At 40.2% G+C, this 23,534-nt stretch carries 20 protein-coding genes and 1 pseudogene; 6 read left to right on the forward strand and 15 right to left on the reverse strand.

Annotated elements, in window-relative coordinates; genetic code table 11:
• Window positions 1–15 precede the first annotated feature (15 nt).
• Both ACLKML_RS17105 and ACLKML_RS17110 read left to right on the forward strand, forming a co-directional pair.
• Window positions 16–3,141, forward strand: coding sequence for a DNA methyltransferase (locus tag ACLKML_RS17105; RefSeq protein WP_413284209.1), 3,126 nt, complete (start codon window positions 16–18; stop codon window positions 3,139–3,141).
• Window positions 3,141–7,076 (forward strand): DEAD/DEAH box helicase family protein, encoded by a 3,936-nt coding sequence (locus tag ACLKML_RS17110; RefSeq protein WP_413284210.1) that lies wholly within the window; start codon window positions 3,141–3,143, stop codon window positions 7,074–7,076. The genes ACLKML_RS17105 and ACLKML_RS17110 overlap by 1 nt, the downstream gene beginning before the upstream one ends.
• A 57-nt stretch (window positions 7,077–7,133) precedes the next feature.
• Here the strand turns inward: ACLKML_RS17110 and ACLKML_RS17115 are convergent, their stop codons facing one another.
• The gene (locus ACLKML_RS17115; RefSeq protein WP_413284211.1) at window positions 7,134–7,436 is read right to left on the reverse strand and encodes a hypothetical protein; all 303 of its coding nucleotides are present in this window, start codon (window positions 7,434–7,436) and stop codon (window positions 7,134–7,136) included.
• 485 nt (window positions 7,437–7,921) lie between these two features.
• Between ACLKML_RS17115 and ACLKML_RS17120 the strand changes: the two genes are divergently transcribed.
• On the forward strand, window positions 7,922–9,640 hold the full coding sequence (locus tag ACLKML_RS17120) for a DUF6538 domain-containing protein (RefSeq protein ID WP_413284212.1): 1,719 nt from the start codon (window positions 7,922–7,924) through the stop codon (window positions 9,638–9,640).
• On the opposite strand, the gene ACLKML_RS17125 is transcribed toward ACLKML_RS17120, so the two are convergent.
• The 4 genes from ACLKML_RS17125 to ACLKML_RS17140 form a co-directional block, all read right to left on the reverse strand.
• On the reverse strand, window positions 9,627–9,776 hold the full coding sequence (locus ACLKML_RS17125) for a hypothetical protein (RefSeq protein WP_413284213.1): 150 nt from the start codon (window positions 9,774–9,776) through the stop codon (window positions 9,627–9,629). The genes ACLKML_RS17120 and ACLKML_RS17125 overlap by 14 nt on opposite strands.
• A 1-nt stretch (window position 9,777) precedes the next feature.
• Window positions 9,778–10,434 (reverse strand): hypothetical protein, encoded by a 657-nt coding sequence (locus ACLKML_RS17130; protein ID WP_413284214.1) that lies wholly within the window; start codon window positions 10,432–10,434, stop codon window positions 9,778–9,780.
• Window positions 10,415–11,071, reverse strand: a complete 657-nt coding sequence (locus ACLKML_RS17135; protein WP_413284215.1) for a recombinase family protein — start codon at window positions 11,069–11,071, stop codon at window positions 10,415–10,417. Before ACLKML_RS17135 ends, ACLKML_RS17130 begins: the two co-directional genes overlap by 20 nt.
• Before the next feature lie 105 nt (window positions 11,072–11,176).
• Window positions 11,177–11,500 (reverse strand): hypothetical protein, encoded by a 324-nt coding sequence (locus ACLKML_RS17140; protein ID WP_413284216.1) that lies wholly within the window; start codon window positions 11,498–11,500, stop codon window positions 11,177–11,179.
• A gap of 474 nt (window positions 11,501–11,974) precedes the next feature.
• Here ACLKML_RS17140 and ACLKML_RS17145 point away from each other — a divergent pair, with 474 nt between their 5' ends.
• Window positions 11,975–12,565, forward strand: a complete 591-nt coding sequence (locus ACLKML_RS17145) for a type I restriction-modification system subunit M N-terminal domain-containing protein (RefSeq protein WP_413284217.1) — start codon at window positions 11,975–11,977, stop codon at window positions 12,563–12,565.
• Window positions 12,566–12,569: 4 nt separating this feature from the next.
• Here ACLKML_RS17145 and ACLKML_RS17150 read toward each other — a convergent pair whose 3' ends face one another.
• The 4 genes and pseudogenes from ACLKML_RS17150 to ACLKML_RS17165 form a co-directional block, all read right to left on the reverse strand.
• A complete protein-coding gene (locus tag ACLKML_RS17150; protein ID WP_413284218.1) occupies window positions 12,570–13,403 on the reverse strand; it encodes an HNH endonuclease in 834 nt (277 codons plus the stop codon).
• A gap of 4 nt (window positions 13,404–13,407) precedes the next feature.
• Complete coding sequence (locus ACLKML_RS17155) at window positions 13,408–13,581, reverse strand: hypothetical protein (RefSeq protein WP_413284219.1); 174 nt, start codon at window positions 13,579–13,581, stop codon at window positions 13,408–13,410.
• A gap of 11 nt (window positions 13,582–13,592) precedes the next feature.
• A pseudogene (locus ACLKML_RS17160) lies at window positions 13,593–13,868 on the reverse strand (M48 family metallopeptidase); the annotation flags it as partial.
• A 47-nt stretch (window positions 13,869–13,915) separates the two neighbouring features.
• Window positions 13,916–14,710, reverse strand: a complete 795-nt coding sequence (locus ACLKML_RS17165; RefSeq protein ID WP_413284220.1) for a hypothetical protein — start codon at window positions 14,708–14,710, stop codon at window positions 13,916–13,918.
• A 271-nt stretch (window positions 14,711–14,981) separates the two neighbouring features.
• On the opposite strand from ACLKML_RS17165, the gene ACLKML_RS17170 reads away from it, so the two are divergent.
• Entirely contained in the window at window positions 14,982–17,189 is a 2,208-nt protein-coding gene (locus tag ACLKML_RS17170) for a DUF927 domain-containing protein (protein WP_413284221.1), read from the forward strand.
• A 28-nt stretch (window positions 17,190–17,217) separates the two neighbouring features.
• On the opposite strand, the gene istB is transcribed toward ACLKML_RS17170, so the two are convergent.
• Both istB and istA read right to left on the reverse strand, forming a co-directional pair.
• On the reverse strand, window positions 17,218–17,991 hold the full coding sequence (gene istB, locus ACLKML_RS17175) for an IS21-like element helper ATPase IstB (RefSeq protein ID WP_413282456.1): 774 nt from the start codon (window positions 17,989–17,991) through the stop codon (window positions 17,218–17,220).
• Complete coding sequence (gene istA / locus ACLKML_RS17180; RefSeq protein ID WP_413282455.1) at window positions 17,988–19,022, reverse strand: IS21 family transposase; 1,035 nt, start codon at window positions 19,020–19,022, stop codon at window positions 17,988–17,990. The genes istB and istA overlap by 4 nt, the downstream gene beginning before the upstream one ends.
• Window positions 19,023–19,237: 215 nt before the next feature.
• Here istA and ACLKML_RS17185 point away from each other — a divergent pair, with 215 nt between their 5' ends.
• Window positions 19,238–19,894, forward strand: a complete 657-nt coding sequence (locus tag ACLKML_RS17185; protein WP_413284222.1) for a hypothetical protein — start codon at window positions 19,238–19,240, stop codon at window positions 19,892–19,894.
• A 399-nt stretch (window positions 19,895–20,293) separates the two neighbouring features.
• On the opposite strand, the gene ACLKML_RS17190 is transcribed toward ACLKML_RS17185, so the two are convergent.
• Genes ACLKML_RS17190 through ACLKML_RS17205 form a run of 4 tightly spaced genes read right to left on the reverse strand, consistent with a single transcriptional unit; the run spans window position 20,294 to window position 23,510 of the window.
• On the reverse strand, window positions 20,294–22,957 hold the full coding sequence (locus ACLKML_RS17190) for a hypothetical protein (RefSeq protein WP_413284223.1): 2,664 nt from the start codon (window positions 22,955–22,957) through the stop codon (window positions 20,294–20,296).
• Window positions 22,920–23,099, reverse strand: coding sequence for a hypothetical protein (locus ACLKML_RS17195; RefSeq protein ID WP_413284224.1), 180 nt, complete (start codon window positions 23,097–23,099; stop codon window positions 22,920–22,922). The genes ACLKML_RS17190 and ACLKML_RS17195 overlap by 38 nt, the downstream gene beginning before the upstream one ends.
• The gene (locus ACLKML_RS17200; protein ID WP_413284225.1) at window positions 23,080–23,208 is read right to left on the reverse strand and encodes a hypothetical protein; all 129 of its coding nucleotides are present in this window, start codon (window positions 23,206–23,208) and stop codon (window positions 23,080–23,082) included. Before ACLKML_RS17200 ends, ACLKML_RS17195 begins: the two co-directional genes overlap by 20 nt.
• Window positions 23,205–23,510 (reverse strand): hypothetical protein, encoded by a 306-nt coding sequence (locus ACLKML_RS17205; RefSeq protein WP_413284226.1) that lies wholly within the window; start codon window positions 23,508–23,510, stop codon window positions 23,205–23,207. The genes ACLKML_RS17200 and ACLKML_RS17205 overlap by 4 nt, the downstream gene beginning before the upstream one ends.
• Window positions 23,511–23,534 lie beyond the last annotated feature (24 nt).

Here is a 23,534-nt window from a genome sequence, read left to right on the forward strand (position 1 = left end):
ATTAAAGAGATTAAAATGAATAATTACAATGAATTAGTATTAAAACTAAAAGAGATTTTCCAAATCGATAAACCAGAGCTCGATTTTGGTATTTATCGCATCCTTAATGCTCGTGCAGATGAGATCAATGACTACTTAGAGAACAAGCTAAAAGCAAAAGTTCAAGCAGCACTATCTGAAGCGGGTAATGCGAATAAGGAAGAGTTAGAAAAGCAGCTTGCTGAAGCCATAAAGGGAGCTGAAGCACTTGGTGTTGATCCAAATGACATTCCAAAAGTAAAGGACCTTAAAAATCAAATCACACAATTGGCTCAAGGTACAAATGAGCATGAAAGTGCAGTGTTCTCACATCTATTGACGTTTTTCTCTCGCTACTACGACAATGGTGATTTTATCAGCAAGCGCCGTTATAAAGGTGATACTTACGCGATCCCTTATGCTGGTGAAGAGGTGATGTTGCATTGGGCAAACAAAGATCAGTACTACATTAAAAGTGGTGAGAACTTCGCTAATTACTCATTCAAGTTGGATGATGGTCGCAAGGTAAGTTTTAAGCTATTAGCTGCTGATACTGCCAAAGATAACCGTAAAGATAACGATGAAGATCGTCGCTTTATACTTATTGAGCCTCATCATCGAACAAAGCTTGATGAAGATGGTGAGGAGTACGAAGTAGAATATCAGCCAGTAGAAGTTAATAAAACAGAAGATGCTGAAGAGCTTGTTATTCACTTTGAATACAAAGCGATGAAGAAAGGTACTAAGCAAGATACTTTGGTCCAGACAGCTATTTCGACTGTTCTAGATAGTGAGTTAGTTCAATGTGATTGGGCTGATATTGCAAAGAGAGCTCCGACAGAAAAAAATCCGCATCGTACAGAGCTTGAACGCCACTTAACGACTTATACGCAACGTAATACAGCAGATTACTTCATTCATAAAAATCTTGGTGAATTCCTTAATAATGAGTTGGATTTTTACATCAAAAATGAAGTGATGAATCTTGATAACATCCAAAATGCGGATGTTTTTGCAAATGTTGAAAAGCAACTGAGAATGATCCAGTGTTTGAGGAGTATAGCTCAAGATCTCATTACTTTTTTGGCTCAGCTAGAAAATTTTCAAAAGAAACTTTGGGAAAAGAAAAAGTTTGTAACATCTGTTTCATATCATATATCAATAGACAAGCTAGACGACTGCTTCTTTGTAGAAATATGTAACAATGAATTGCAATGGGAGCAGTGGTTAGAACTCGGTTTTACTGATGGTCAGGATAGAACCGTTGATTTTATAAAATGCAATACAAGTCTTATCATTGATACTTCGCTATTTTCTGATAGCTTTCAGCAAAAAGTACTTAACTCTATTGATGACGTTGCCGATAACATTGATGGCGTACTTATAAACTCTGATAACTATGCTGCACTAAAATTAATTAAGAAAAGTGTGGAGAATAAAGTAAAAAACATTTTCATTGATCCACCATACAATACAGGTGATGATGGATTTTTATACAAGGATCATTATAAAAGCTCTTCTTGGTTGTCGATGATTGAGAAAAGATTTGATCAAGGAGTAGAGCTACTTTCAGAAGATGGAATTATTTTTACTAGCATTGGTGATGAGGAGCAAGAGTATTTGAGCTCATTGATTCGCCAAAACTATGGGAAGGAAAACTTAATCTCTACACTCATTTGGGAGAAAAAGAAAAAAGGAAGTTTTTTAAGTGGTAATGTTGCAAAGATGAAAGACTATATTCTGTGCACTACTAAAGAACACTCAAAATTTAATGGATTAATTGGTGAGATAGCAACAAATGAAGAGACTTACCCTTGTGTGAATGCATCGAACCCTAGAGAGTTAAGGGTAATAAAACCTGGTATTTTGAGCAAATTCAGAGAAAATGATTACTTTTTAGCTAAAGGGAGTACGATATCAGCTGGAAATATGACTCTTGTTCTTCATAGTGACCTAGTGATTAAAGACAAGACCCTTGATAGTGAGTTGATTATAGAAGGGAATTGGCGTTACTCTCAAGATAATATGTCAAAATTCGCAGCGACTGGAGATCTTTACATTACGCAAGACTTATATTTGAGAAGAATTGTTCGAGAGCCAAGATATAAAAGAATGAAAGATTTGCTTCCTCGATTGGGAAATGCAGGGGAAGGGGATTTTCGCTCATATGATGTTAATAACTTGAGTAAGTTTGGATGGGGAACAAATGAAGATGCTAATGATGAACTGCACCAATTATTAAATACTCAATATGCAGCATCTTATCCTAAGCCAGCTAAATTACTAACGTTACTACTTTCTTCTAGTAGGCACAAAGAAGGAATCTGGTTAGATTACTTTGCTGGTTCTGGCACTACGGGCCATGCCGTTATGAATTTAAACAGGGTGGATGGTAATAAGAGAAAATTTTATTTGGTCGAACAAGGTGAATATTTTAATGAGGTCTTAAGAAAAAGAATTATAAAAAATATGTTTTCTAGTGACTGGAAACAAGGTAAGGCAGAATCAAGTGATTCTTTGTCGCAAATAATTAAAGTCGTTAAGCTAGAAAGCTATGAAGATACTTTAAATAATATCGCATTGATAAAAAGAGAGCAGGGAAAGTTATTCTCTGAGTGGGACGAAAAGATAAAAGAAGACTACCTAATAAACTATATGCTTGATGTGGAAAGTAAAACGTCCCTCATCAATATTGACAGCTTTTATAGCCCTTTCAAATATGAATTGAATATATCTGCTGATTCAGCTGGCGCTACCGAACGTAAAAATATCGATTTAGTCGAGACTTTTAACTACTTACTTGGTTTGCATGTGAAAACGATCGAATCGAATGTCGATCGTGGTTATGTACGTGTGGAAGGCTCCCTACCTAATGGTGAGCGAGCACTTGTATTATGGCGAGATTGCGACAAGATTGGCTATGAAGAATTGACTAAGTACGCAAATAGATTCGACCTATATGCAAAAGAACAGACGTTCGATGTTATCTACATCAACGGTGACCACAACTTACCAACGGCATTCACTTCTGATGATGAAGACGGTGAGATTACTCGTACGTTGAAACTGCGTCAGATCGAACCTGAATTCCTTAGCAAAATGTTTGCAGAGGAGACTCTGTAATGGCTAAGAGACCAGCAGCCAAAGCCACTAAAAAAGGTGCTAAGAAGCTAAGCTTCCACAAACAGCTTGTATTGAACCGATACATGTATCGCTTCTTTAAAGACGGCACACTAGAGGGGTTAAAAAGCCGACTAGGTGATGACCGCTTTGAAGGCATTCATGAAGATGGACAAACACTATTTTTCCAAGAGCTAAGCAGTAACTTATTTGAGGTCGATCGTATCGACCTTGATGAACTGCGTCGTTATGACCTGAATATCGTCAAACATTGGAACCAAATAACAGAGCATCGTAACCGTAAAGAAGATACGGTGATGAATATGAAGTACTTCCAGTACTTGTCACTGTTATTTACAGAAATCTATTTAGACTGGTATTTCAATAAGAAACAACAGTTGTTAGACGGCTTGAATACTGAGTTAGCAGAGTTTAATCAAGAACAAAGTAAAGCAGATTTGTTCCAGCCTTATGTGCTTAGTGATTTAAACAAACTGGCATTTTGGAATGCAACAGGATCTGGAAAGACTCTGTTATTGCACGTAAATATTTTACAGTACCAGCATTACTTTAGAAATGGTCATAGCAACGTACATCCAGACAAGATTATCTTGTTGACACCAGATGAGCGTCTTTCCAATCAGCATTTAACAGAATTGCATGAATCTGGATTTGATAAGGTAAAACCTTTTAATAAAAACGACCGTCATCATGATCGAGAGTTCATTGAAGTTATTGATATTAATAAGCTTGCCGATGAAATGGGTGATAAAACGGTTGCTGTCGAAGCATTTGAAGGCAATAACCTCGTTCTGATTGATGAAGGCCATAAGGGGACTGGTACCGCTGCGGGTGCTTGGATGCGTCGCCGAGATACTTTAACCAAAGGCGGCTTTGCCTTCGAGTACTCAGCAACTTTTGGGCAAGCCGTCGCCAAAGGTAATACCGTTGCAAAGAACGAAGAAGAGTTACAAAAAACAAAAGCTAAAACCCTATTTGATACCAAAGCAATCAATAAACTTGAAGATGAGCAGAAAGCCCAATTAGTTTTAACGGATGCTGAAAAAAGAAAGGCGCGTATAGAGGCGACGCGAGAAGTGTATGGTAAGTGTGTTTTATTCGATTACTCATACAAGTTCTTTTACAGTGATGGCTACGGTAAAGAGTCTTTGATTCTTAACCTTAACCCAGAGAATGATAAAGATCCGGATGCCGATGATAGTAAGCGTTATGAGTACTTTACTGCGTGCTTGCTGAGCTTTTACCAACAGCAATATCTATACTCAAAGCATACCGACAAGCTCAACGAATATAACATCGAGAAGCCGTTATGGGTATTTGTTGGTAATTCTGTTTCAACGACTAAAGACGGTGAATCATCGGATATTCATGAAGTTCTTAAGTTCCTCGCTTGGTTCCTAAATAATGAGCAGCAAGCAAAGGCTTGGATTGCTGATTTCATCCAGAATAAAGCACGAATCTTGGACACCAAAGGGCGCAGTATTTTTGATAAGCGTTTCTTACCATTAACGACTTTTAGCGGTGACATATACGCTGACATCATTAAAAAGTTGTTTAACGCGACACATACTGGTCAACGATTACTCGTTCAAAATTTAAAAGGCAGCAAGGGTGAGCTAGCTCTGCGTGTTGGTACGTCTGAGCCGTTTGGCTTGATCAACGTCGGTGACTCTCCAAAACTCTATAAAGCGTGTGAGGAAGATGAAGACTTTGACTATGAGTCGAATGATTTTGCCTCAACACTATTCCACACAATCAATAACAAAGATTCGGATATTCACGTACTTATTGGTTCTAAAAAGTTTACAGAAGGTTGGAGTAGCTGGCGCGTATCGACAATGGGTCTACTCAACATGGGTAGAGGTGAAGGTTCACAGATCATTCAGCTATTTGGTCGTGGTGTTCGCCTCAAAGGGCAAGGTTATTCGTTAAAACGTAGTACAGTAATTCAACGACCAAAGGGTATACATCTAGAAAAACTAGAGACACTTAATATCTTTGGTGTTCGTGCTGACTATATGTCAACGTTTAAGCAGTATCTTGAAGATGAGGGCATTCCTCAAAGTGATGAAATCTTAGAGCTAGATTTTCCGACTCGTTCAAATGTGCCAGCAAACAAACTGAAAACACTAAAGCTCAAAGATGGCTATAAAGATAACCAGAAAAAGGGCTTCAAGCGTGTTTATTTCCCTCATCTTTATGAAGTTCCAGAGGATTTTAAAGGCAAATTAAAGCCCGCCCATGTCAAATTGGATCTGTATCCAAAGCTTGAAGCATTGAGCACAACCGATAAAAAAGAAAAGGTTCTAGTTGACCAGCGAAATGAAGATAAGTTGGACCCTAAAGTTATTGCAGCTTTTGATTTCGATAGACTGTATCTAGAGCTACAAGCTTTCAAGCATCAACGTGGTTGGTCAAATTTACGCCTAGATAAACAAAGACTAATGGATTTCTGTTTAGGTAAAACTGAAGACCAGAACCACTGGTATACCTTGCTGATTCCATCTAGTGAACTGGCGCTAAAGTCATTTGCCGATGTTCGTAAGCAAGAAGATATAATGCTCCGCCTTTTGTGTGACTTTACCGATCGCTTCTATAAAGCACTTAAGAATGCTTATGAGGGGCAGTTCTACGAAGTGACAAGAGTGCATGAAGAAGATCCTGGAATGATTAATATGTATCATTTTGAGATTGATGATACGAGTGATGGTGAAGTCTACAAAGATAAGCTAGAAGAGCTGTCTCAACTGGTTGCAAGTGGTGACTTAGGTTCAGCTAAAGACTGGGATGCTCCAGGCGTGATTGCTGTGAGCTTCGATAAGCACCTATATTATCCATTAATGTCACTTGATAAAAAGCAAGATGTGCCTTTACGCATGAGACCAAAAGCTTTTGATAGTGAAAGTGAAATCCAATTCATTGAAGACTTGGAGTTGTTCCTTAAAACACCACGAGGGCAAGAGATCGTTGGTGATAAGAGTTTGTACCTACTAAGAAATGCAGACACTAAAGCTAAAGGCTTAGGCTTTGCTACCGCTGGTAACTTTTATCCAGATTTTCTGCTTTGGCTAGTCGACACTGAAACAAACAAGCAGTGGTTGGCTCTGGTTGATCCAAAGGGGATTCGTAACCTTAATTTGGATGATGCCAAGTTTGGCCTTTACCAAGAGATTAAAGAGCTTGAGGGTAAACTTAATGATAAAGACCTGTCACTGAGCGCATTTGTTGTTTCTGCTACCGAGCATAAAGATCTTATTAATGTCAGTGAGTTCCAAGATCAGCTAGAAGAGAGAAACATCCTGTTTATGGATGACAATACATATCTTGAAAAGATGCTATTGAAAATGCTCGCTTTTAGCCATATGCCAATCGAAGATATGTCTGAAGAGCAACTCGCTAATTTGTTGCTTGCTAAAGTTAAATGGGCTGAACAGTCAACAAAAACTCGCGCTAAATCTCTTCATGTAATGCACGACTCCGTACAGTTTATTAAGTGCTTAACTGTAAATGGGGCTGATGGGAGTGGTGGAGCAACTTATCAAAAGCTTCCAGGGTTCATGAAGCTGCTTAAGAATATAGTATCAGTTGACGGTGATTTTTCTCTCGGTCTTCTTTCTGATGTTTTGTGCTTAGGTGCTATTGTTAGAGCCATGGAAGCCGCTCTCACCAAGGAAATAAAGCTATCCCCTGATGCAGCACTTGTTTTATTAGGATTTCCGAAGCAAATGAAACGTACTGCGCGTGAATTGTTGTATGAGATTGAGAAACTATGCAAAACATATGGACGTGGACGATTAGATGAGAGTAGCGTTCAGTCGATTCTTGCTCATTTGGAAGGGCATGATGTAGTTAAGAAAGTTTCTGGTGAAGAAAGTGCGTGGGAGCTTAATGAGCGTTTCTCTATAAGCCCGTTTTAGGTAGTTCATACATGGAGGATGCTAACCAGCATCCTCTGTACTGGCTTACAGCTTAATCTATAGCCAGTGCTTAGGAACTTTCAAATCAAAGCTTTTAGCTGCATACTCAAGCATCGTGATGATCTCACGGTGCTTTTTTTCATCATAGGGCTGACCGTTTTGCTTTTGCTCAACCATGGATTTGAGCTCGATGAGATTAAACTTCCCGAGCTTGTAAAAATTTCCCCAGCTTGGCGTGCCAAATAGGTTATAGATGACTTCAGTACTATCTCGTTCGCTGGCAAGGCGCTTAGGTTCATCGATTTTGGCAAGCGCTGCTTCGCCTTCTTCTTTTGTATCGTAGGTGTTGAGTTGTTTCATTGTTTAGTGTCTAGTCTATGACTTGAATGTTTATTCGAACCTGTAGTGTATCACCCTTTTGAGCTTAAGAATTATAGGGATTGTAATAGGGGAACGCTTGATGTTGAGTGAGTCAACTATAGTCAATTTCAACTGAAGTAACATCCTAAAACTCTATTTTTATAATGTTTATTTAAATCAAAAAGATAGGTGCTACAGTCGAGTCCAGTAGCGGCATCAGAACCGGTGTTGTTAGTTGACCAAAAATTTAAGTACCATTATATGTACCATTAAATGATTTATTTTTAATTATGTTAAGTATATTCAATGCTTTATCGTTATATTTCGACTGCCTCACTCCCGCCAAATTCGAAACCCTAGCAGAAATGCTGGGGTTTTTTCGTTTTAGGTCAGTAAGATAAGGTAGAATAAGACTTTATTGATATTGACGCCCATTTCTTTGTACTGACTTTTTTACGTTAGGTGGTACAGAAAAGGGGTACGAAATGGTGTTAGCGATGACTCGACCGTCCAAAACAAGACATGGTGTTTTTCAAACTCGTGTGAGTGTTCCCAAAGCATTGAGAGCGATTATTGGTGCTTCTGAGTTGAAGCGTTCTTTAGATACTAAAGATGAAAATGAAGCACGACACAAGCATGGTCCTGTTCTTGCTGAGTTTCGAGCAGAAATAGAGAAAGCAAAACGCAAGCTAGAAAGCGAATCTAAATTAACAGATGCAGTTATCGATAATGTTGTATTTGAATGGCGAAAGAAAACGGCATCATTATTTAGTGCTAATCCCGAAACAACCAATCCATTCTTGCTTGTTAATTGCGGCCTTGTTGAAGAAAATCATCTTCCTGTTTGTATGGTTCTTGATGATCTCGATAATCTTAATGCTTTAATCAAAAAGCGAGAGAAGTCTGATAAGCCATTATCAAATGATATTATTAAGAAAAAACAGGCTCGCTATTTTGGGCAATTAGACTCTTTATTAACTGAAATGTTACTGCCTCCTTTAGCTTCTTATCAGATAGAACCAAGTGTTTCTAGTCCTCAGTATCGAAAATTACTCTCTATTTTTGCCAAGGCTTATATTAGCATTTCTCAAAGTGCACTTAAACAAAAAGCGAGTAGCTTAGATTTGTTAAACCAAGGGGCAACACTGGCTGCACAACCAGTAAGTAGTCAGGTATTTAAAGAGCCTGAATTTGAAGTCGTTTGGGAAGAGTATCAGACTGCGGTAATGCGAAGAGAGCCGGGTAAAGCTTCTAGACTTAAAGACTACGCAGCTACAGTTAAGAAGTTTTTAAGATTGTATCCAAATAAACCAATTGATTCGTTTGCTAAGCGAGATATTGCTAAATTCAGAAATATCTTAGAGCAATTACCAACAAGACCGAAAGCTGATATTGCAAAGCTATCATTCAATGAGCAAATTGAAAAAGCAGATTTATTAGGATTAGGTAGAACATCTCCCGCGAGTGTGAAGAAGCAAATATCAGCAATATCTGCGGTTTTCACTTTTGCTGTTCAACAAGATTATATTCAAGTAAATCCAGTTCAAGGAACTGTTTCTGATATTAAGAAAACAGGTATTGTTCGAGTTGAAGGTAAAGGCTATACGACAGACGAATTAAGTACTATTTTTAATTCGAAACTATTTCATGAAGGTTATTCACCAGATAAGTCTGATTACGGTACTGCTCATTATTGGCTACCATTAATGTTGTATTACACTGGTGCGAGAGCTGAAGAAATTGCTCAACTTTATGTTGATGATGTTTGTTTAGAGTTACCTATCCCTTACATTCGGATTCATGGTGAGCGAGATGACCAATCTGTTAAAACAGGGGAGGAACGAAGAGTTCCGATTCATAAGCATTTATTAGAGTTAGGGCTTGATACGTATCTAGCATCATTACCAACAAATGGTCGAGTTTTCCCTAAATTAACAAAAGGCTCAAGCAGTAAGTACCATGTTGGTGTTGCTAAATGGTTAGCTAATTTTATTAGAGATGAGCTAGGGATCAACAGAGAAGGTTTACAGCCTCTGCATGGATTGAGACACGCGTTTATCTCATCATGCAGAGAACAGAATGTAAGGGTAGATATACAGAAAGCCATTACGGGACATTCTCAAAATGATGTCGCTAGTCATTACGGTGGTTACTCATTAGAGCTAATGGACCGAGCGATACAAGCACGGCCTAATGTTTTCTAATAACGGCCAGAGCCTGACTAATTACCCATGACACGCTTGCCAGTACACTTGCTACGTTTGCAATGGTACTGGCAATACCTGCTATGTTAGGGGCGACTTTCTCTAAGGCTTCTTCAAGCCAACGAAGCAGGCTCATATTAAGCAGCCTGATAGATAACGTTGTCTTCCTCTTCCTCTTTCTCGTTACTGAATAAACTAGCAATCCAGTTCCACGCCGCCTTTACTTTAGCTACCACGAAGTTCTTAAGTGATACTACTTGTTCAACAAGGAATAGACCGCTGAGCTGAGCGTACCCAAATACCGCTTGAGCTTTGCCTACTGCAAAATCCTTCATCCCCTTAAATACATTGGCGATTCTATTACCGAACGCTTTGATGCTTTTGATGGCACCTTGGCTCTTTAGTGTAGCTAACATAGCCAATAGTGCGGTGTTGTTCGTTGCGAAGAATGCGATAGCTGCAAGGATCGCAGCAGTGCTTGTTAGTTTTACTTTGCTTACTTTAGATGCGAAGAATTCAGTGGCTTTACCCCAAACGCTCTTTACGAAGCTAACAAGGCGCATAGTGATTGATGGGTTCTTTTCGATGTTCATGATTGGTTCCTCTTTAATGATTTGGTCGATAAATGTTTGGATATATGTTGGTACTGATTGGGTTTTCGATAGTGAAGCATTAAGCAAGTCGATGAATTGCTCAGGGTTTGATTGAAGAATGGCGCGCAGTTGTTTGCCTGAATACTCAGGATTGTGCTGATGGACGAAGTTGACGACTTTCTTAAGTTGTGCGGATTTCATGGTTGATCTCCAGTTTCATTTCTTTAGATACATTAGCGATGGTCACTCGACTCGCTCCTGTTATTTGTTGGATGGCAGAGTAGCTATGCTCAGTGGTTAGTAGGGTTCTGATTGAATCCCATAAGACTTGATTTCGTTTTCGCCCTTGATAACTTTCGGGTCGATCGCTCTTAGCCTTAGCAATCCCTTCCAATGTGCGCTTACGTCTCAAGTCGTAGTCTTTACGAGCGGTAGCCGCCAAGATATCAAGCAGCATTCCATTCACAGCACGTAAGACGGCGTGAACGAAGTTATCACTGTCATCAGACTGTTTCAGGGCTACATGGCTTGTGGGAAGATCTAGGGCGACGATACTGACGCCTTTAGATTCAATGGTGTGCTTTAGGTGAAGCCAGTCGGTGTTATTAAGACGACTGATACGGTCAACCGATTCAATCAAAATAATATCACCTTGTGACACGTCCGAGAGTAGTCTTGATAACTCAGGTCTATTTAATGATGTTCCGGTGTAACGTTCATAGTAGAACGCGGCGACTTGTTGGTGGTGACTTGCAGCAAAGGCTTCTATTTCTTGCTTCGCTCGCATTACATCTTGACCTACTGTACTGACTCGTAGGTAAGCTCGAATAAAGCCCATAGGTGCTCCTAGTAAACTTAGGGTCTAATTACTGTACTGGTAAAGTTAGGGTGGTTGGAGGGTTCTATACTGTACCGCAGGGGGTAGTAAACCTATGGTATAGCCTTAGTTTACCAGTGGTTTGACGATAGATAGGGTATGTGCAGGTTTGATGGCACGTACAATATCAATGAGTAACCGTTTCAATCTGAATATTAACGGGATGCCTCGTTGTTCAAGTAAGGATAACTTGTAGGCACGTCTGCCCTCGATTTGTCCTCGCTCACTGGCGACTCGTTGATATTCACTTAATGTGTCGGTTAGTGGGATGGATGAGATTTCAGCATGAGCCTGTTGTTGATGCTCAGGTGAAAGGTCAGGATGAACATTAAAGATAATCTTCAGTATTCGTTTTACTATCAAATAGAGCCGTTTAGTAAGCTCAAGCACATGGCCTCCTGTTGTTATTGTGTACCTTAAGATACTTATACCAATTTATTGGAGACGTATTGAAAAGAGTGGCTACCTTGGTTTCTGCGGTTACTGCTGGCTAACTGATTGTAACTTAAGATATTACGAGATGTCGCGCTTGAATGATCTATGGGTTACCGTAACCGAGGTATGTACGATGTGGTTACTTATAGGTTAAGGGGTAACTATTTGAATCAGTTTAAGAAAAACAGGAGGTAACCATGGGAACCGCCGTAACCTAAGGAGTAATAACTAAAACCATAAGTAGGTATTAATTAACGTTACGTTTTTGATTGCTTTGAGCTTACTTGTAACGCTTTATCTTGTCGATGCTAACTGGTCTCCAATGTAATTAAGGTATATCATTGCTAACTATATAAAAATTCAGTTATTGGTTGCTTATTCACTAACTCTCTTAACCCATAACTTAGCCGCTATCAGGACATTCAAAACATGTTTGAACAAGTATTCAAGAACGTTGATGACATCTTCCATAAAGACGCAGGTTGCTCTTCTGAGCTAGATTACACAGAACAGTCTTCATGGATGCTGTTTTTAAAGTACCTTGACGATCTTGAGTTCACTAAATCCCAAGAAGCGGAAATGATGATGGAGACGTATGAGTACATCATCGAAGAGCAATTCCGTTGGAGTAACTGGGCTGCGCCTAAAGATGAAAAAGGTAACTTTGACCATAACAACGCTTTAACGGGTGATGATCTGATGGATTTCGTTGATGGTCAGTTATTCCCATACTTAAAACGCTTTAAGCAACGTGCTGATAGCGCGAATACCATTGAGTATAAAATTGGTGAGATTTTTAGCGAGATTAAAAACAAAATTCAGAGTGGTTATTCACTGCGTGATGCACTAGAGAAAATTGATTCATTACGTTTTCGCTCACAGCAAGAAAAACACGAACTGAGCCACTTATACGAAGTCAAAATTAAAAACATGGGTAACGCTGGTCGAAATGGTGGCGAATACTATATAATGCCATCTACACCTTTACAGTCAAAATGCCACCTTTCTTTATCTGCATAAATTGTTACTCACCTACAAACCATTTCTTTAAGTCTTCCAGGTTTTTCTCCGCATCTTTTGTTCTATGCACCATTCGATGACAATTCGGACATAAAAGTATCAGATCGTCGATGTGAGTCGGTGTGTGCTCCGCCAGTGTTGATATTGGTTTGATATGATGAACTTCAATATATCCCTCAGAAAGAGAACTTGGGTATTTCTCGTTAAGGTTTACGCGGCATAGTTCGCAATGAATGAACTTATTGGTTGTTAGAAAATGCTTAACTTTTGCCTTGCGTAACGCACTTGAACGCTCTCTTCTTTTGTGCAGCACATAACGATATTTACCCTCAGAATCCGTAACTTTGCTAGGAGTAAGCTCATCGATTTCTGCACCTGAATCACTGCTATTATTCCAAGCAGAGAACATTTTATTAGCTATCGTGTCTTCGACTTGAAAAACTGTGCCAGTGGGATTGGTAATAATTCGATGCTTATTGACGACGGTATCCGTTTTGAAATGTTGGCGTGATATTGAGTGTTCATCAGCAACCAATCTTACTTCACTAATTGCAATGCCAACCTTTATGTCGTTGACATCCATTTCGTCCGAAGCCCAGAAACGCTGCCCAAGCAATTCAGGAAATTTGATACTTGATGCAGAAGTCGGTGCTTCAACAATCTCCCCAATAGCGATCATGCCAGCATCTTTACCTGCTCGCCATAATATGGCTTTGTCTCCAATTTGAATCTTGTCTTTGTAGCTTGGACAGCGCCAATAAATGTATGGGTGTGTCGCTAAGTAGGTATCGATATCGTAGTGTTTGGGATTGCCCTGAAATATGTATGTATTAGCCATTTTCTCAATCATCCATAACTTCAATCGTTACATGCTGAGCACCAAGGTATGTGCCTTCATCCACTTCATAGCGCAAGGTTTCATCGCAATGTGGACAATCAAAGGTTTCATTTGGTTCGACGCATTCATCTTCTAGCCAGTCCCAGCCAATATGCTTTTCACAAGTTGGACATCTCATTTCAACAATCCTTATTCATTCAAATACAACTCAGCCATCCCATCTAAACGGGTTTTGACTTCTTTCCAGTACGGCATCAGGCTTGTCAGCAAACGCCAGAACTTCTCGCTGTGGTTGTGCTCAGCGATGTGGCAAAGCTCATGCAGAATCACGTAATCAATACATTCTTTAGGCGCTTTGATTAGGTGAGGATTGAGCATCAGGTTCCCTTTGGCTGAGCAGCTTCCCCATTGCTTTGTCATGGGCAGTACACGAAAGCTTGGGATACCATCAACCCATGTCGCTTGAAAATCACCGCAAGCCTGCAATTATATGTAGGCTTGTTATTTTTGGTTTACTTAAATCTAGCAGCTAAGCCGGACTGCACAAACCGTTCATCACCAACATCTTTTCTAAATTTATGCATTCCACATAAAACGTTATTTGGTATTGATAAATTCCGGTAATTAGAAGTTATATTCTTACCTTGCTTTTCTTTTCTATCCCAATAGCTTAACACTTCATTACGGAGAGCAGGATACTTATTAATAACTGCTTCACCAATTTGTCTTGATAGGCTCGCATAGTCAGTTAAATTTACCAACGGGTCATAAATAGTAATATTATGGCGGATTGTATTGAAGATTAATCGATGGCGTTTTGAAAGGGGGAATTTATCAAAGCCAGCATTTTCTTCTCGTGTGATGTCAGTCCATTCAGAAAAAGAAAATAAAAGCGGAAATAAAATTTTATCAGTATTTTCTTCAGGAATAACACAGCCATCACCTTTATAAAATATTAATAGGTCTTCTTCTGTTAGTGAACCAAAATGGATTGAAAACGATGACTGTTTTAATATCCCCATTAATCTTAATGCTTTTTTCTCTCGAAGGCCGCAAGCTCGTAACTCATTATAAAGCTCTTTTTCCGTCATGTTTCCCGATAGACGTGAACTATTTTTATTAGCCAAGAAATAAGTACCATCGTTTATCGAAACGTCAGGTGTGTAATCATAAGAGATGTAGAATCTATTGTTACATAAATGCTTGCTAAATGGCTTTAGCAGACGAGATTGAACGCTTTCCCACGGCGTTAAACTTACTAAGCGTTTGCAAATCGAATGATTACTATTAAGCATATCGATGTCCATAAATATATCCTCTTAATTTATTATTCTGAAATTGGAATGGAAGATGATAGATAGAGAGGAGGTAGTTAAATAGTTCAATGCCATCGTTGGAATTTGAACTTGATTAAAAATAGGACCTATGCTCTTGCTTATAGTTGGAGTGCTCTTTCTATTCCATGAAAACCATAGGAAATCAAGTTCAATGTTTCGCGGTAATGGTGAACTAGTTTGAAAAAGGCTCTGCTCTTAAGATGGTTTCGTTCAATTGTGAACACTTAACTAGGAGCAATTTATGAGTACGAATACAGCAATCGCGGCGATGACTGAGCAAACCTTCCTTTCACCAGAAGAGCTAGGAGGTTTAATGGGCGAACTTCGCCCCGTAACCACTCATCGTTTTCTAACTGAGCATCAGCTTTCTGCGAATGATTTCTTAGTAAGCGAGAAAGAAGAACTTTATATCGTGATGAATAATGTAGATGCTGAGCTTGCAGGTGTGAAGAAAATCACAGGGGAGCAGGCAGGGATAGTATTTGGAACTGACAATAGTAAAGCAGGATTCTTTCGGTTTGCAGGTGACCCACAGAAGATTACTTTGGTTACCGATAATATTCTAACCGCCAATAAGGTTAATCGAACAACCAATTACAACTCGATCGTTATTGGAACTGCTGATGATTTAGAGAGTATTAAGTCTCAGCTTGCTCCTTTCAGTGAAGATGCTGTTATTGTGTTTTGTTATGAGGGAATAACTCAATTAGAAGATGCGCTAGATTCCTTAAGCATAGCTCGGGTTGATTGCTCTAATAGCATCGATTTAAAACCTCAAATTGAGAAGGCTGTCAAAACTGCGAAATTAAGAATCCCAGAGGGTTATGTATTAAATGATAAAGGGGTCCATTTAGCCTGTATTGGTAAAGATGGGGTGAAGCGGTTGGATTGGATTTGCTCTCCATTAAAAGTGTCTGCATTAACTCGTGATATAAAAAGTCAGGGATGGGGGCGCTATATTGAAATGTATGATGGCGATAAGAATCTTCATCGTTATGCAATGCCGATGGAAATGCTAACAGGGAAAGGGTTTATCGACCCTCTAGTGAACCGAGGGCTTACTTTTGAGTATGGTGCGCAAAAGAGTGTGAATCAGTACTTGATGCAGTCTCAGCCTCTTCAGAGAGCTCGCTCAGTGTCTAAAACGGGTTGGTATCAGGATATGTTTGTTTTTCCTGAGAAGGTCATTGGTGAAAAGGATGAGAAAGTGGTTTATCAAACCATAATGGAATCCCCTGCTAACTATGAATCATCCGGCACTCTTCAAGAGTGGCGGGAAAACGTAGCAAGTTTGTGTAAAGGTAACAGTCGCTTAACGTTTGGTACTTCAGTATCTTTTGCTACCATGTTACTTCCGTTAATGAATGGAGAATCTGGTGGTTTTCATTTCAGAGGCGCAAGTAGCCGAGGTAAAACGACTATTCTTACGCTAGCTAAGAGTGTGTTTGGTAATCCTCAAAGCCTCCCACGATGGCGCGCAACGGTTAATGGTCTAGAAGCCCTTGCTGCAAGCCATAACCATACTTTACTGTGCTTGGATGAGTTCAGTCAGTTGGCTGAGGTTAGCCCAAAGCAAGCGGGTGAAGCCGTGTATATGCTTGGTAATGGTGAAGGGAAGGTACGAGGAAAAAACGGTGGCGGTATGCAAGAAGCTTTATCTTGGCAGTTACTGTACCTGTCAGCTGGTGAAGTATCGCTTAAGTCAGTACTGGATAAAGCGGGAATGCAGGTTCGTGGTGGTCAAGAAGTTCGCTTTATTGACTTATCCTCTGATGCAGGGAGGAATCTAGGGGCTTTTGATACAGTTCAGGACTTGACTGATGGTAATGAGTTTGCTTTAGCGATTAAACGTAATTCGCTGAAGTACTATGGTACAGCTGCCACTGCATTTCTTGAGGAAGTTTCTGCTGATTATCAAGGAATGGAGAAGAAGCTCGCAGATAATATTCGTGAATTCCTATCGTTACTAGATTTAAGTGAGTCAGATCCTCAAGTTCATCGTGTTGCTCAACGATTTGCTCAAGTAGCAGCATCGGGTGAATTGGCAACTGAGTTAGGAATTACGGGGTGGGACAAAGGAGAGGCTAATAAAGCAGCTGTAGCCTGTTTTAAGGTATGGGTTGATGCTCGTGGTGGCCATGGATCTCAGGAAGCGAAAGCAGCATTAGAGCAAGTGAGTAACAAGCTGGTCTCTTGGGGACTGTTACGATTGAATTCTGCGGAGCAAACAGCAGCACGCAATGGGGCGGTTTGGGGGAGTCAGGATGATAACTTTTTCTATATCTACCCGAATGTATTTAAGAGTGAGCTTTGTGAAGGGTTAGATAGTCAAGCAGTTGAAGGTATTCTTAAAGATATCGGTGTTCTAATTCCAAGCAAGAATCGTGTAACGACACAGAAGAAATATAATGGTAAACCTATGTGGGTGTCAACAACAACCGAAAAGTGATCCACTCCATCATTTGAATAATGATCCACTATTTATTAAGGTTTTCCATTAATCCTGCTTGTTTCTTTTCTTTGATCCTATAACTTTCCCCCTTAATTTGAACAATGTGTGAGTGGTGTAAAATTCTATCTAACATCGCTGATGTTAACGCTGTATCATTCGCAAAAATGCTCCCCCATTGTCCAAATGGGAGGTTGCTGGTGAGTATGATCGCCCCTTTTTCATAACGCTTTGCAATGACATCAAACAATAATTTGGATTCTTGAGCACTAAACGGTAAATAACCTATTTCATCAATTATCAGTAGCCTGGGTGCCAGAACTGAGCGCTGCATCACTTGTTTATACTTATCTTGTCTTTGCGCTGTGGTTAATTGCAATATTAAATCAGACGCGCTAATAAAGCGGGTTTTTAAGCCTGCTTGCACTGCCTTGTAACCTAGCGCACTGGCAATATGTGTTTTTCCTACACCGGATGGCCCAAGCAGAACGATGTTTTCTTTTCGTTCAATAAACGAGAGTGTGGCAAGCTCATTAACCTGTTTTTTGGGCACACCAGTGGCAAACGTAAAGTCGAATTCCTCGAGCGATTTTAATGATGGAAACCCAGCCATACGTGTAAACATAACCTGTTTACGTTGGTGCCGATACGCCTGCTCACTTTGCAGTACGCGCTCTAAGAACTGTAAATAATCCCATTCCTCTTTTGCCGCTTGTTGCGCTAGTGCTGTTGCGTTCGTTTCAACACCTGCAAGTTGCAGCTCATCGGTTAGTTCATGCAAACGAGCTAATTGTAAGTTCATAATGCCTCCGAAAACTGCGCGTAAATGTTTAAGTCATGGTGTAATGGTTGAGTCTCAAAGGGCATATCAAAGACAGGCATGGTCACTTCTGCCGGCTGTGGTGGTGCAGGGAGTTGAGTTGGGGGTAAAGATTGCAGATAGACTTGCTCTTCCTTTAATCTATCCGCTGGCTTTACTTTGATTGTGTCGTGAATACGTTGATTAGCAACTGTATTTAACCAGTCAATGACTTCTATATTGGCAGTCTCAACGTCCAAAGTAAGTTCAAGGGCCGATAATTTGGTCGCCAATGGCTGATAAAAGTTATCGCGCACATAGCGCACCATTCGCTCTACTTTGCCTTTTGTTTGTGGGCGGTAGGGTTTACATAGCTTTGGAATGAACCCCATTTCTTTACTAAATTGGTAGAAGTGCTGGTTAAAGCGGTGTTTACCTTCACCATAAGCGTCGCGCTCTATCACAACGGTTTTCATATTGTCATACCACACTTGCTGTGGGATGCCTTGGAAATACTCAAAAGCTTGGCGATGACATGCTTCGAGCGTTTCATAGCGCATGTTGTCAGTAATCGCGACAAACAATGCACGGCTGTAGCCTAAAACAGCGACAAAGGCGTGCAGTGGTGATTTTCCACCTCGCATTTGGCCCCAATCGACTTGCACTTGTTTACCCGCTTCGGTTTCAAAGCGAATAATGGGTTGAGGTTCAACGCTACCGCGATATTGATGTAGGTATTGACGCAGTAACGATATGCCTCCTGTATAGCCTTGCTCTTTAATTTCTCTGAGTAAAACGACGGCTGATAAGTGTATTGGAGCAGCTTTAGCTAGTCGAGAGTGTAAATACGGTTTAAAGGCTTCCAATTTGGAAATACCTGTTTTGCGGGTAGCATAATGCGGCTCGTCAAAATCACCTTGCAGGTATTTTTTAACGGTGTTGCGCGATATGCCTAACTGTTTAGCAATGGCTCGTTGAGACATTCCTTGGATGGCTAAGACTTTTATTTTCATGAGCTCTTCTTTTGAAATCATGGTGCTTATCCAAAAGCACCAGTGTTAAGTTAACTGGATCAGATTTCAATTGTTGAAGTGGCTCATTTTTGCATTGCTGGTAACAGTGGGTTTATAAGCTTGATAGAAAGATTGTTGAGTATACGTTGATTGAACCTGAGGTAGAACAAGCAGATATAGATTAGCTATGAGCGAGGGGCTTGTCCCCTCTCAATTTAATTTTGGGGTAAGTGGTAATGAAAACTAAAGAACAATATGATTTTGATAAAGAAGTTTCCCGTGCTTTGTCCTTTCTCGGTTCGTTGCAACATATCGAGGGCATTGAGACTGATTTGAAGCTGACGGCAGCAAGGTTTCGACAAGATTATATAAGAGACAGTCAGAGTGATACGATAAAAACGTTGTTTACAGCAGCACGAATAGCCAGAGAAAACGGTCTTGAGATACCTAGAGAACTGTCCTATTTTATGATCGATTATTTAGAGGGTAAGCTTTATGGCGAGTCTGAAAAGGACTTTATTGAGCAAGCAAAAGGGCATGAAAGAGAAGATGATTCTATTCGTGAATATAATGGATATATGTTTACGTTGAATGAGATCCTGATGGGATTTGAAAAAGCCCAAGAGCAGTCATCAGAAATTATAGTGAAAGGTGATCTTGACCATTTTCTTAGCGGTGAAAAGTTAGAAATATCATTGTCAGCAAGGGACTATGGTTATTTAACTGGAACTAAGAAAGAGAAACTTACGGTGGCAGATACGAAGTTGTTTTTTGAATTTGGTCTAGGGCTTTCAGAATCAAACGTTACCCGTTTATTTGTTAAGTATCAACTTAATCAAGTGTTTAATCGGTGGAAAGCGAAAAGGAAACTAAACGTTAAGCAGGTCATTTAGTTTGTTTTAAAGTGGTTACTCTGATTTTGTGGCTACCTGCTGGTAACTCATTGTTATTAAGGGGCTTATGTCGTAACCCGTAAAGATGGCCGCTTGGCTCCTAATGGTTACGGTAGCCGAGAGAGATAAGGATAGGTTACTGCACGGTTGTTTAAGTAACTAATTGAATCCGTTTAAGAAAGACTAAAAGTAACCATGGACACCGGAGTAACAGCGTAATATTGACAAGATTAGAGGTAAGCTTAGAATTGTTTATTAGATAAAGTAATTACAAGCTATTTTTAGTGATGTTAAGGTAAATAGGTATAAGTTAACTCACTCTTATTGGTTGTTCTATAACATCCCAAAAATAATGAGGTAACTCTTCCTAAGAATCTTTCTTATATGAACATCATTGTTTTAAAAACTATACCCACTGTTATTTACAAAAATGTCCTCGTTAGCAGCTTGTAAGCCTTCTTCCCATGCGTCGTATCGAACGGAAAGCTCTTTTTTCTTTAAGCTAACGACTGACTTTAGTCCTTGGGTAAGCGTATTTGAAAAGTCATTTAACAGGGGCATTTCCTTACGCCACAAGCTGAGTTTATTACACTCATTACGAGTTAAAGGTATATCCCCTGCCATCTTGCGACCTGAAGGTTTGCTTTCGAAATCAGCAAGTAGCTGAGGATTAGTTAAGTAGGATACCTTCGCTTCAACCAAGACTCGTTCGTCAACGCCCCATTCATTTTCTATTCTATTTAAAAAGTATTCGATGCTTGCCTTATCGGGAAACACCAATGTACCCATTTGCTCTCCAGTTGGATTACGTAAGAAACAGCGAAAAGCATTCTGCATGTGAACATTGTGCTCACGCCATCTTGTTATTTCAGCATTGCTGATACCTAAGTTTTCCATTAACGCACTTTCAATCGGACTTGGCTTAAGGCTATAGAGCATGATAACGGTATCGAATCGTGTTAAGTCATTACGTCCATGGGTCATCGGGTTGAAGTCATCCACTTCATGTCCGGCTTCCTTTAAGTAAGCCAAGGCATCTCCATTATCTCGACTTGCGTTATTGAGTAACCAAAGTGAATTTGCTAAATCGCATTCATCAGCAATGGCGTGAGCGATGTTGTTCGAAAGGTCAGGTCGAGTATCCATCTTATTCTTACTGAATTGCTGCTCAGTGATACCTATGATACGACCTATGCGGCTTGCTACGCCATTTGTATGACGAGAAGGCAATCGTTCCACTTCACACTGAACGCCTTGTGTGCGTTCAAGCAGAAGCGCTAATACGCTGTTCTCGCAGTCATCTGAGAGTATTCGTATTTCACTGAAAGAATCAAACAGGTCAGCATCAAAGACTTCACATTTGGTAACCTTAGGTTGAGTGTTTATTCGTATTCTAGAGGCAACTTCCGTTTGTGTATTAAAACAGTTTGCGTACCGTTCGCTCCCTTTTTCGATATGTAGAAAGTTGGTGTGGTTACGAGAGCGCATCACTTGGTCGATGAGTTTCCAATACAGTTTGGTCTCAAGGCTCTTCTTATTGTTTTGATCAGCAATGAAGGCTCGACCATTTCGATTAAGGTCAATTAATGTTGCAATGTAGTAGCTGCTGAACTCCCTTATGCTAACATCGAAATAATTAAGATAAGTGCTAAGGTTGTCCGCATTCATTTGTTGGTTATTTACTTTGAATGCGTCTGGTACTTCATCAATCACCAATGCAGGCGCTAGGTCGTCTCCAAAGTCGAAGCTAAGCAAACTCATTCCTTGGTGAGTAATAAAGACAACCCAATTTTTATCTTCCGTTTCATCCGCTTGAAATTCATCGATAATGCGGTTGAATTGTACTGTGATAGTGTCTTTAGATTCAGAATCGTTAACTCTACGGATCGTTGGAAGAGTAAGGTTATCGTCTCCAGTACAGATATCTCTAATCATGCTAATACGACTGTCTTCTTGTCCCATGGCTTTCTTATTGTGTACTGCATAAATTGTTAAGCCGCTACCCTGAATGATGCGTCGACACTCATGGTATGACTTACCTGTCCCCGGAGGTGCAGAGACAAGGGTAATCGTTTGATTGCTATCGCCTAGTAGTGGTGCTCGGTCTTGCTCAATTCGACCAACTTCTTGCTCAAGAAAGTGCTTAGTTGTGACTAATCCTTTATCTTGACGCATATCATCAATGTCTTTGTGCTCAGTACAAAAAATCGCATCGAGTCCTGATTGTTTGGCACTAAGGCGACCAGCCTCATCGTTATCGCCTATGAGGATTAGTTCAGGCAACGCTTCTGCGATGTGTTTGATATTACCTGCGTTTAAACCAATGGCAACAGGGCGCTCAAGCACCATGTTTGCACTAATCGCATCAGCAAGACCCTCAACAATAAACTCAGGCTCACCATTGCCAACGACAGCGTAAGCCCCTCGCATCATTCCGCTTTCACGAATGATGTTGAATTTATCTTGTGGTTTGCCATTTAGCTCAAGTTTACGCGGTGTAATGACTTGGTAGGCATCATCACTCAGTTTGTAAATCAGCAATTCCATTGGTTGATTTTGTGTAAACAGTGGGGCGGTAATAACGCGAAAGTCGATATTAACGTTATCGACTAAAATTCCTTTGGCTAACAGGTAGGGGTGGGCTTTCTTCTCTCCCTGTAAGTAGGCGGCCTCGATGCACAGGAAGCGCTCTAAGCTCTTTTCTTGCTTTAGAGCTTGCTTTGCTTGTCGTTCAACTCGAACTGCTTCGCGGCGCTCTTGCGCTTCCTCATGATCATACCCTTCGATACTGTCAAATCCGCTTTCGTAATCAGAAAATAGGAAGTTAGCTTTTACGTCATTACCTTCAATATCCCATGCGGTACTGTGTAATCGAAAGCCAAGAGTGGTACGGTAGACTCTTACAACTTGACGTTCGTCAGTGTCGTGTAGGTCTTCATGCTCACCGTCATCAAGTGTCATAACGAAATTTAGAATGTCCTCAGCATCCTCTAAGATACAAGCATCATCAATGCTTTCTTGAAGTTCAGTCAGTAGTGCGTCGTTTTCTAGTAAGTTCATCATTAATCAGTTCCTTTGATTGAGTAGTAGCAAGTACATCCAGTACTGCCAAAAGGTGTTTCGAGTAAGAAAGGCCGAGAGTATCGGCCTCTAGAGTTAGATGCCTTATGACATCAGGTGGAAGCTTAAGCGTCATTTCGTGCATTGGTATAATCCTTCAGTAGCATCATGGCTATCCGTGCCATTGAGCAATGTGAATGATTGGCTAGGTTTTCTAGATGCCATCGAGTTCGACGGTTTGGTTTGATTTTCATGAACGAACCTCATCCCATGCTTTCTTTGTGATTGCTTGAATCTGACGTAGGCTCAAAGCAGGTAGCATCATGAATAGGTGTATGTCAGCAATTGGAATGCCATCGAAATGGGCATCTTGAATCATGTTGTCACGCAAATTACCTGAGAGATAATCGTCCTTAATCACTTGCTGAATTCTGCGAGTGCTTAATGGTTTGCTCTCCATGAATTGATGAATGTCGCTATTATCATATCCAGCAAAATACAACTCACCGATAATGAAGTTGCGAGTGGATAATGATTGGATTGTATTTGTTGACATGTGACTCTCCTTGTCTAAGTAATG

Origin of the sequence: Vibrio sp. MA40-2 (assembly GCF_047302445.1) — a bacterium.
Classification (GTDB): domain Bacteria; phylum Pseudomonadota; class Gammaproteobacteria; order Enterobacterales; family Vibrionaceae; genus Vibrio.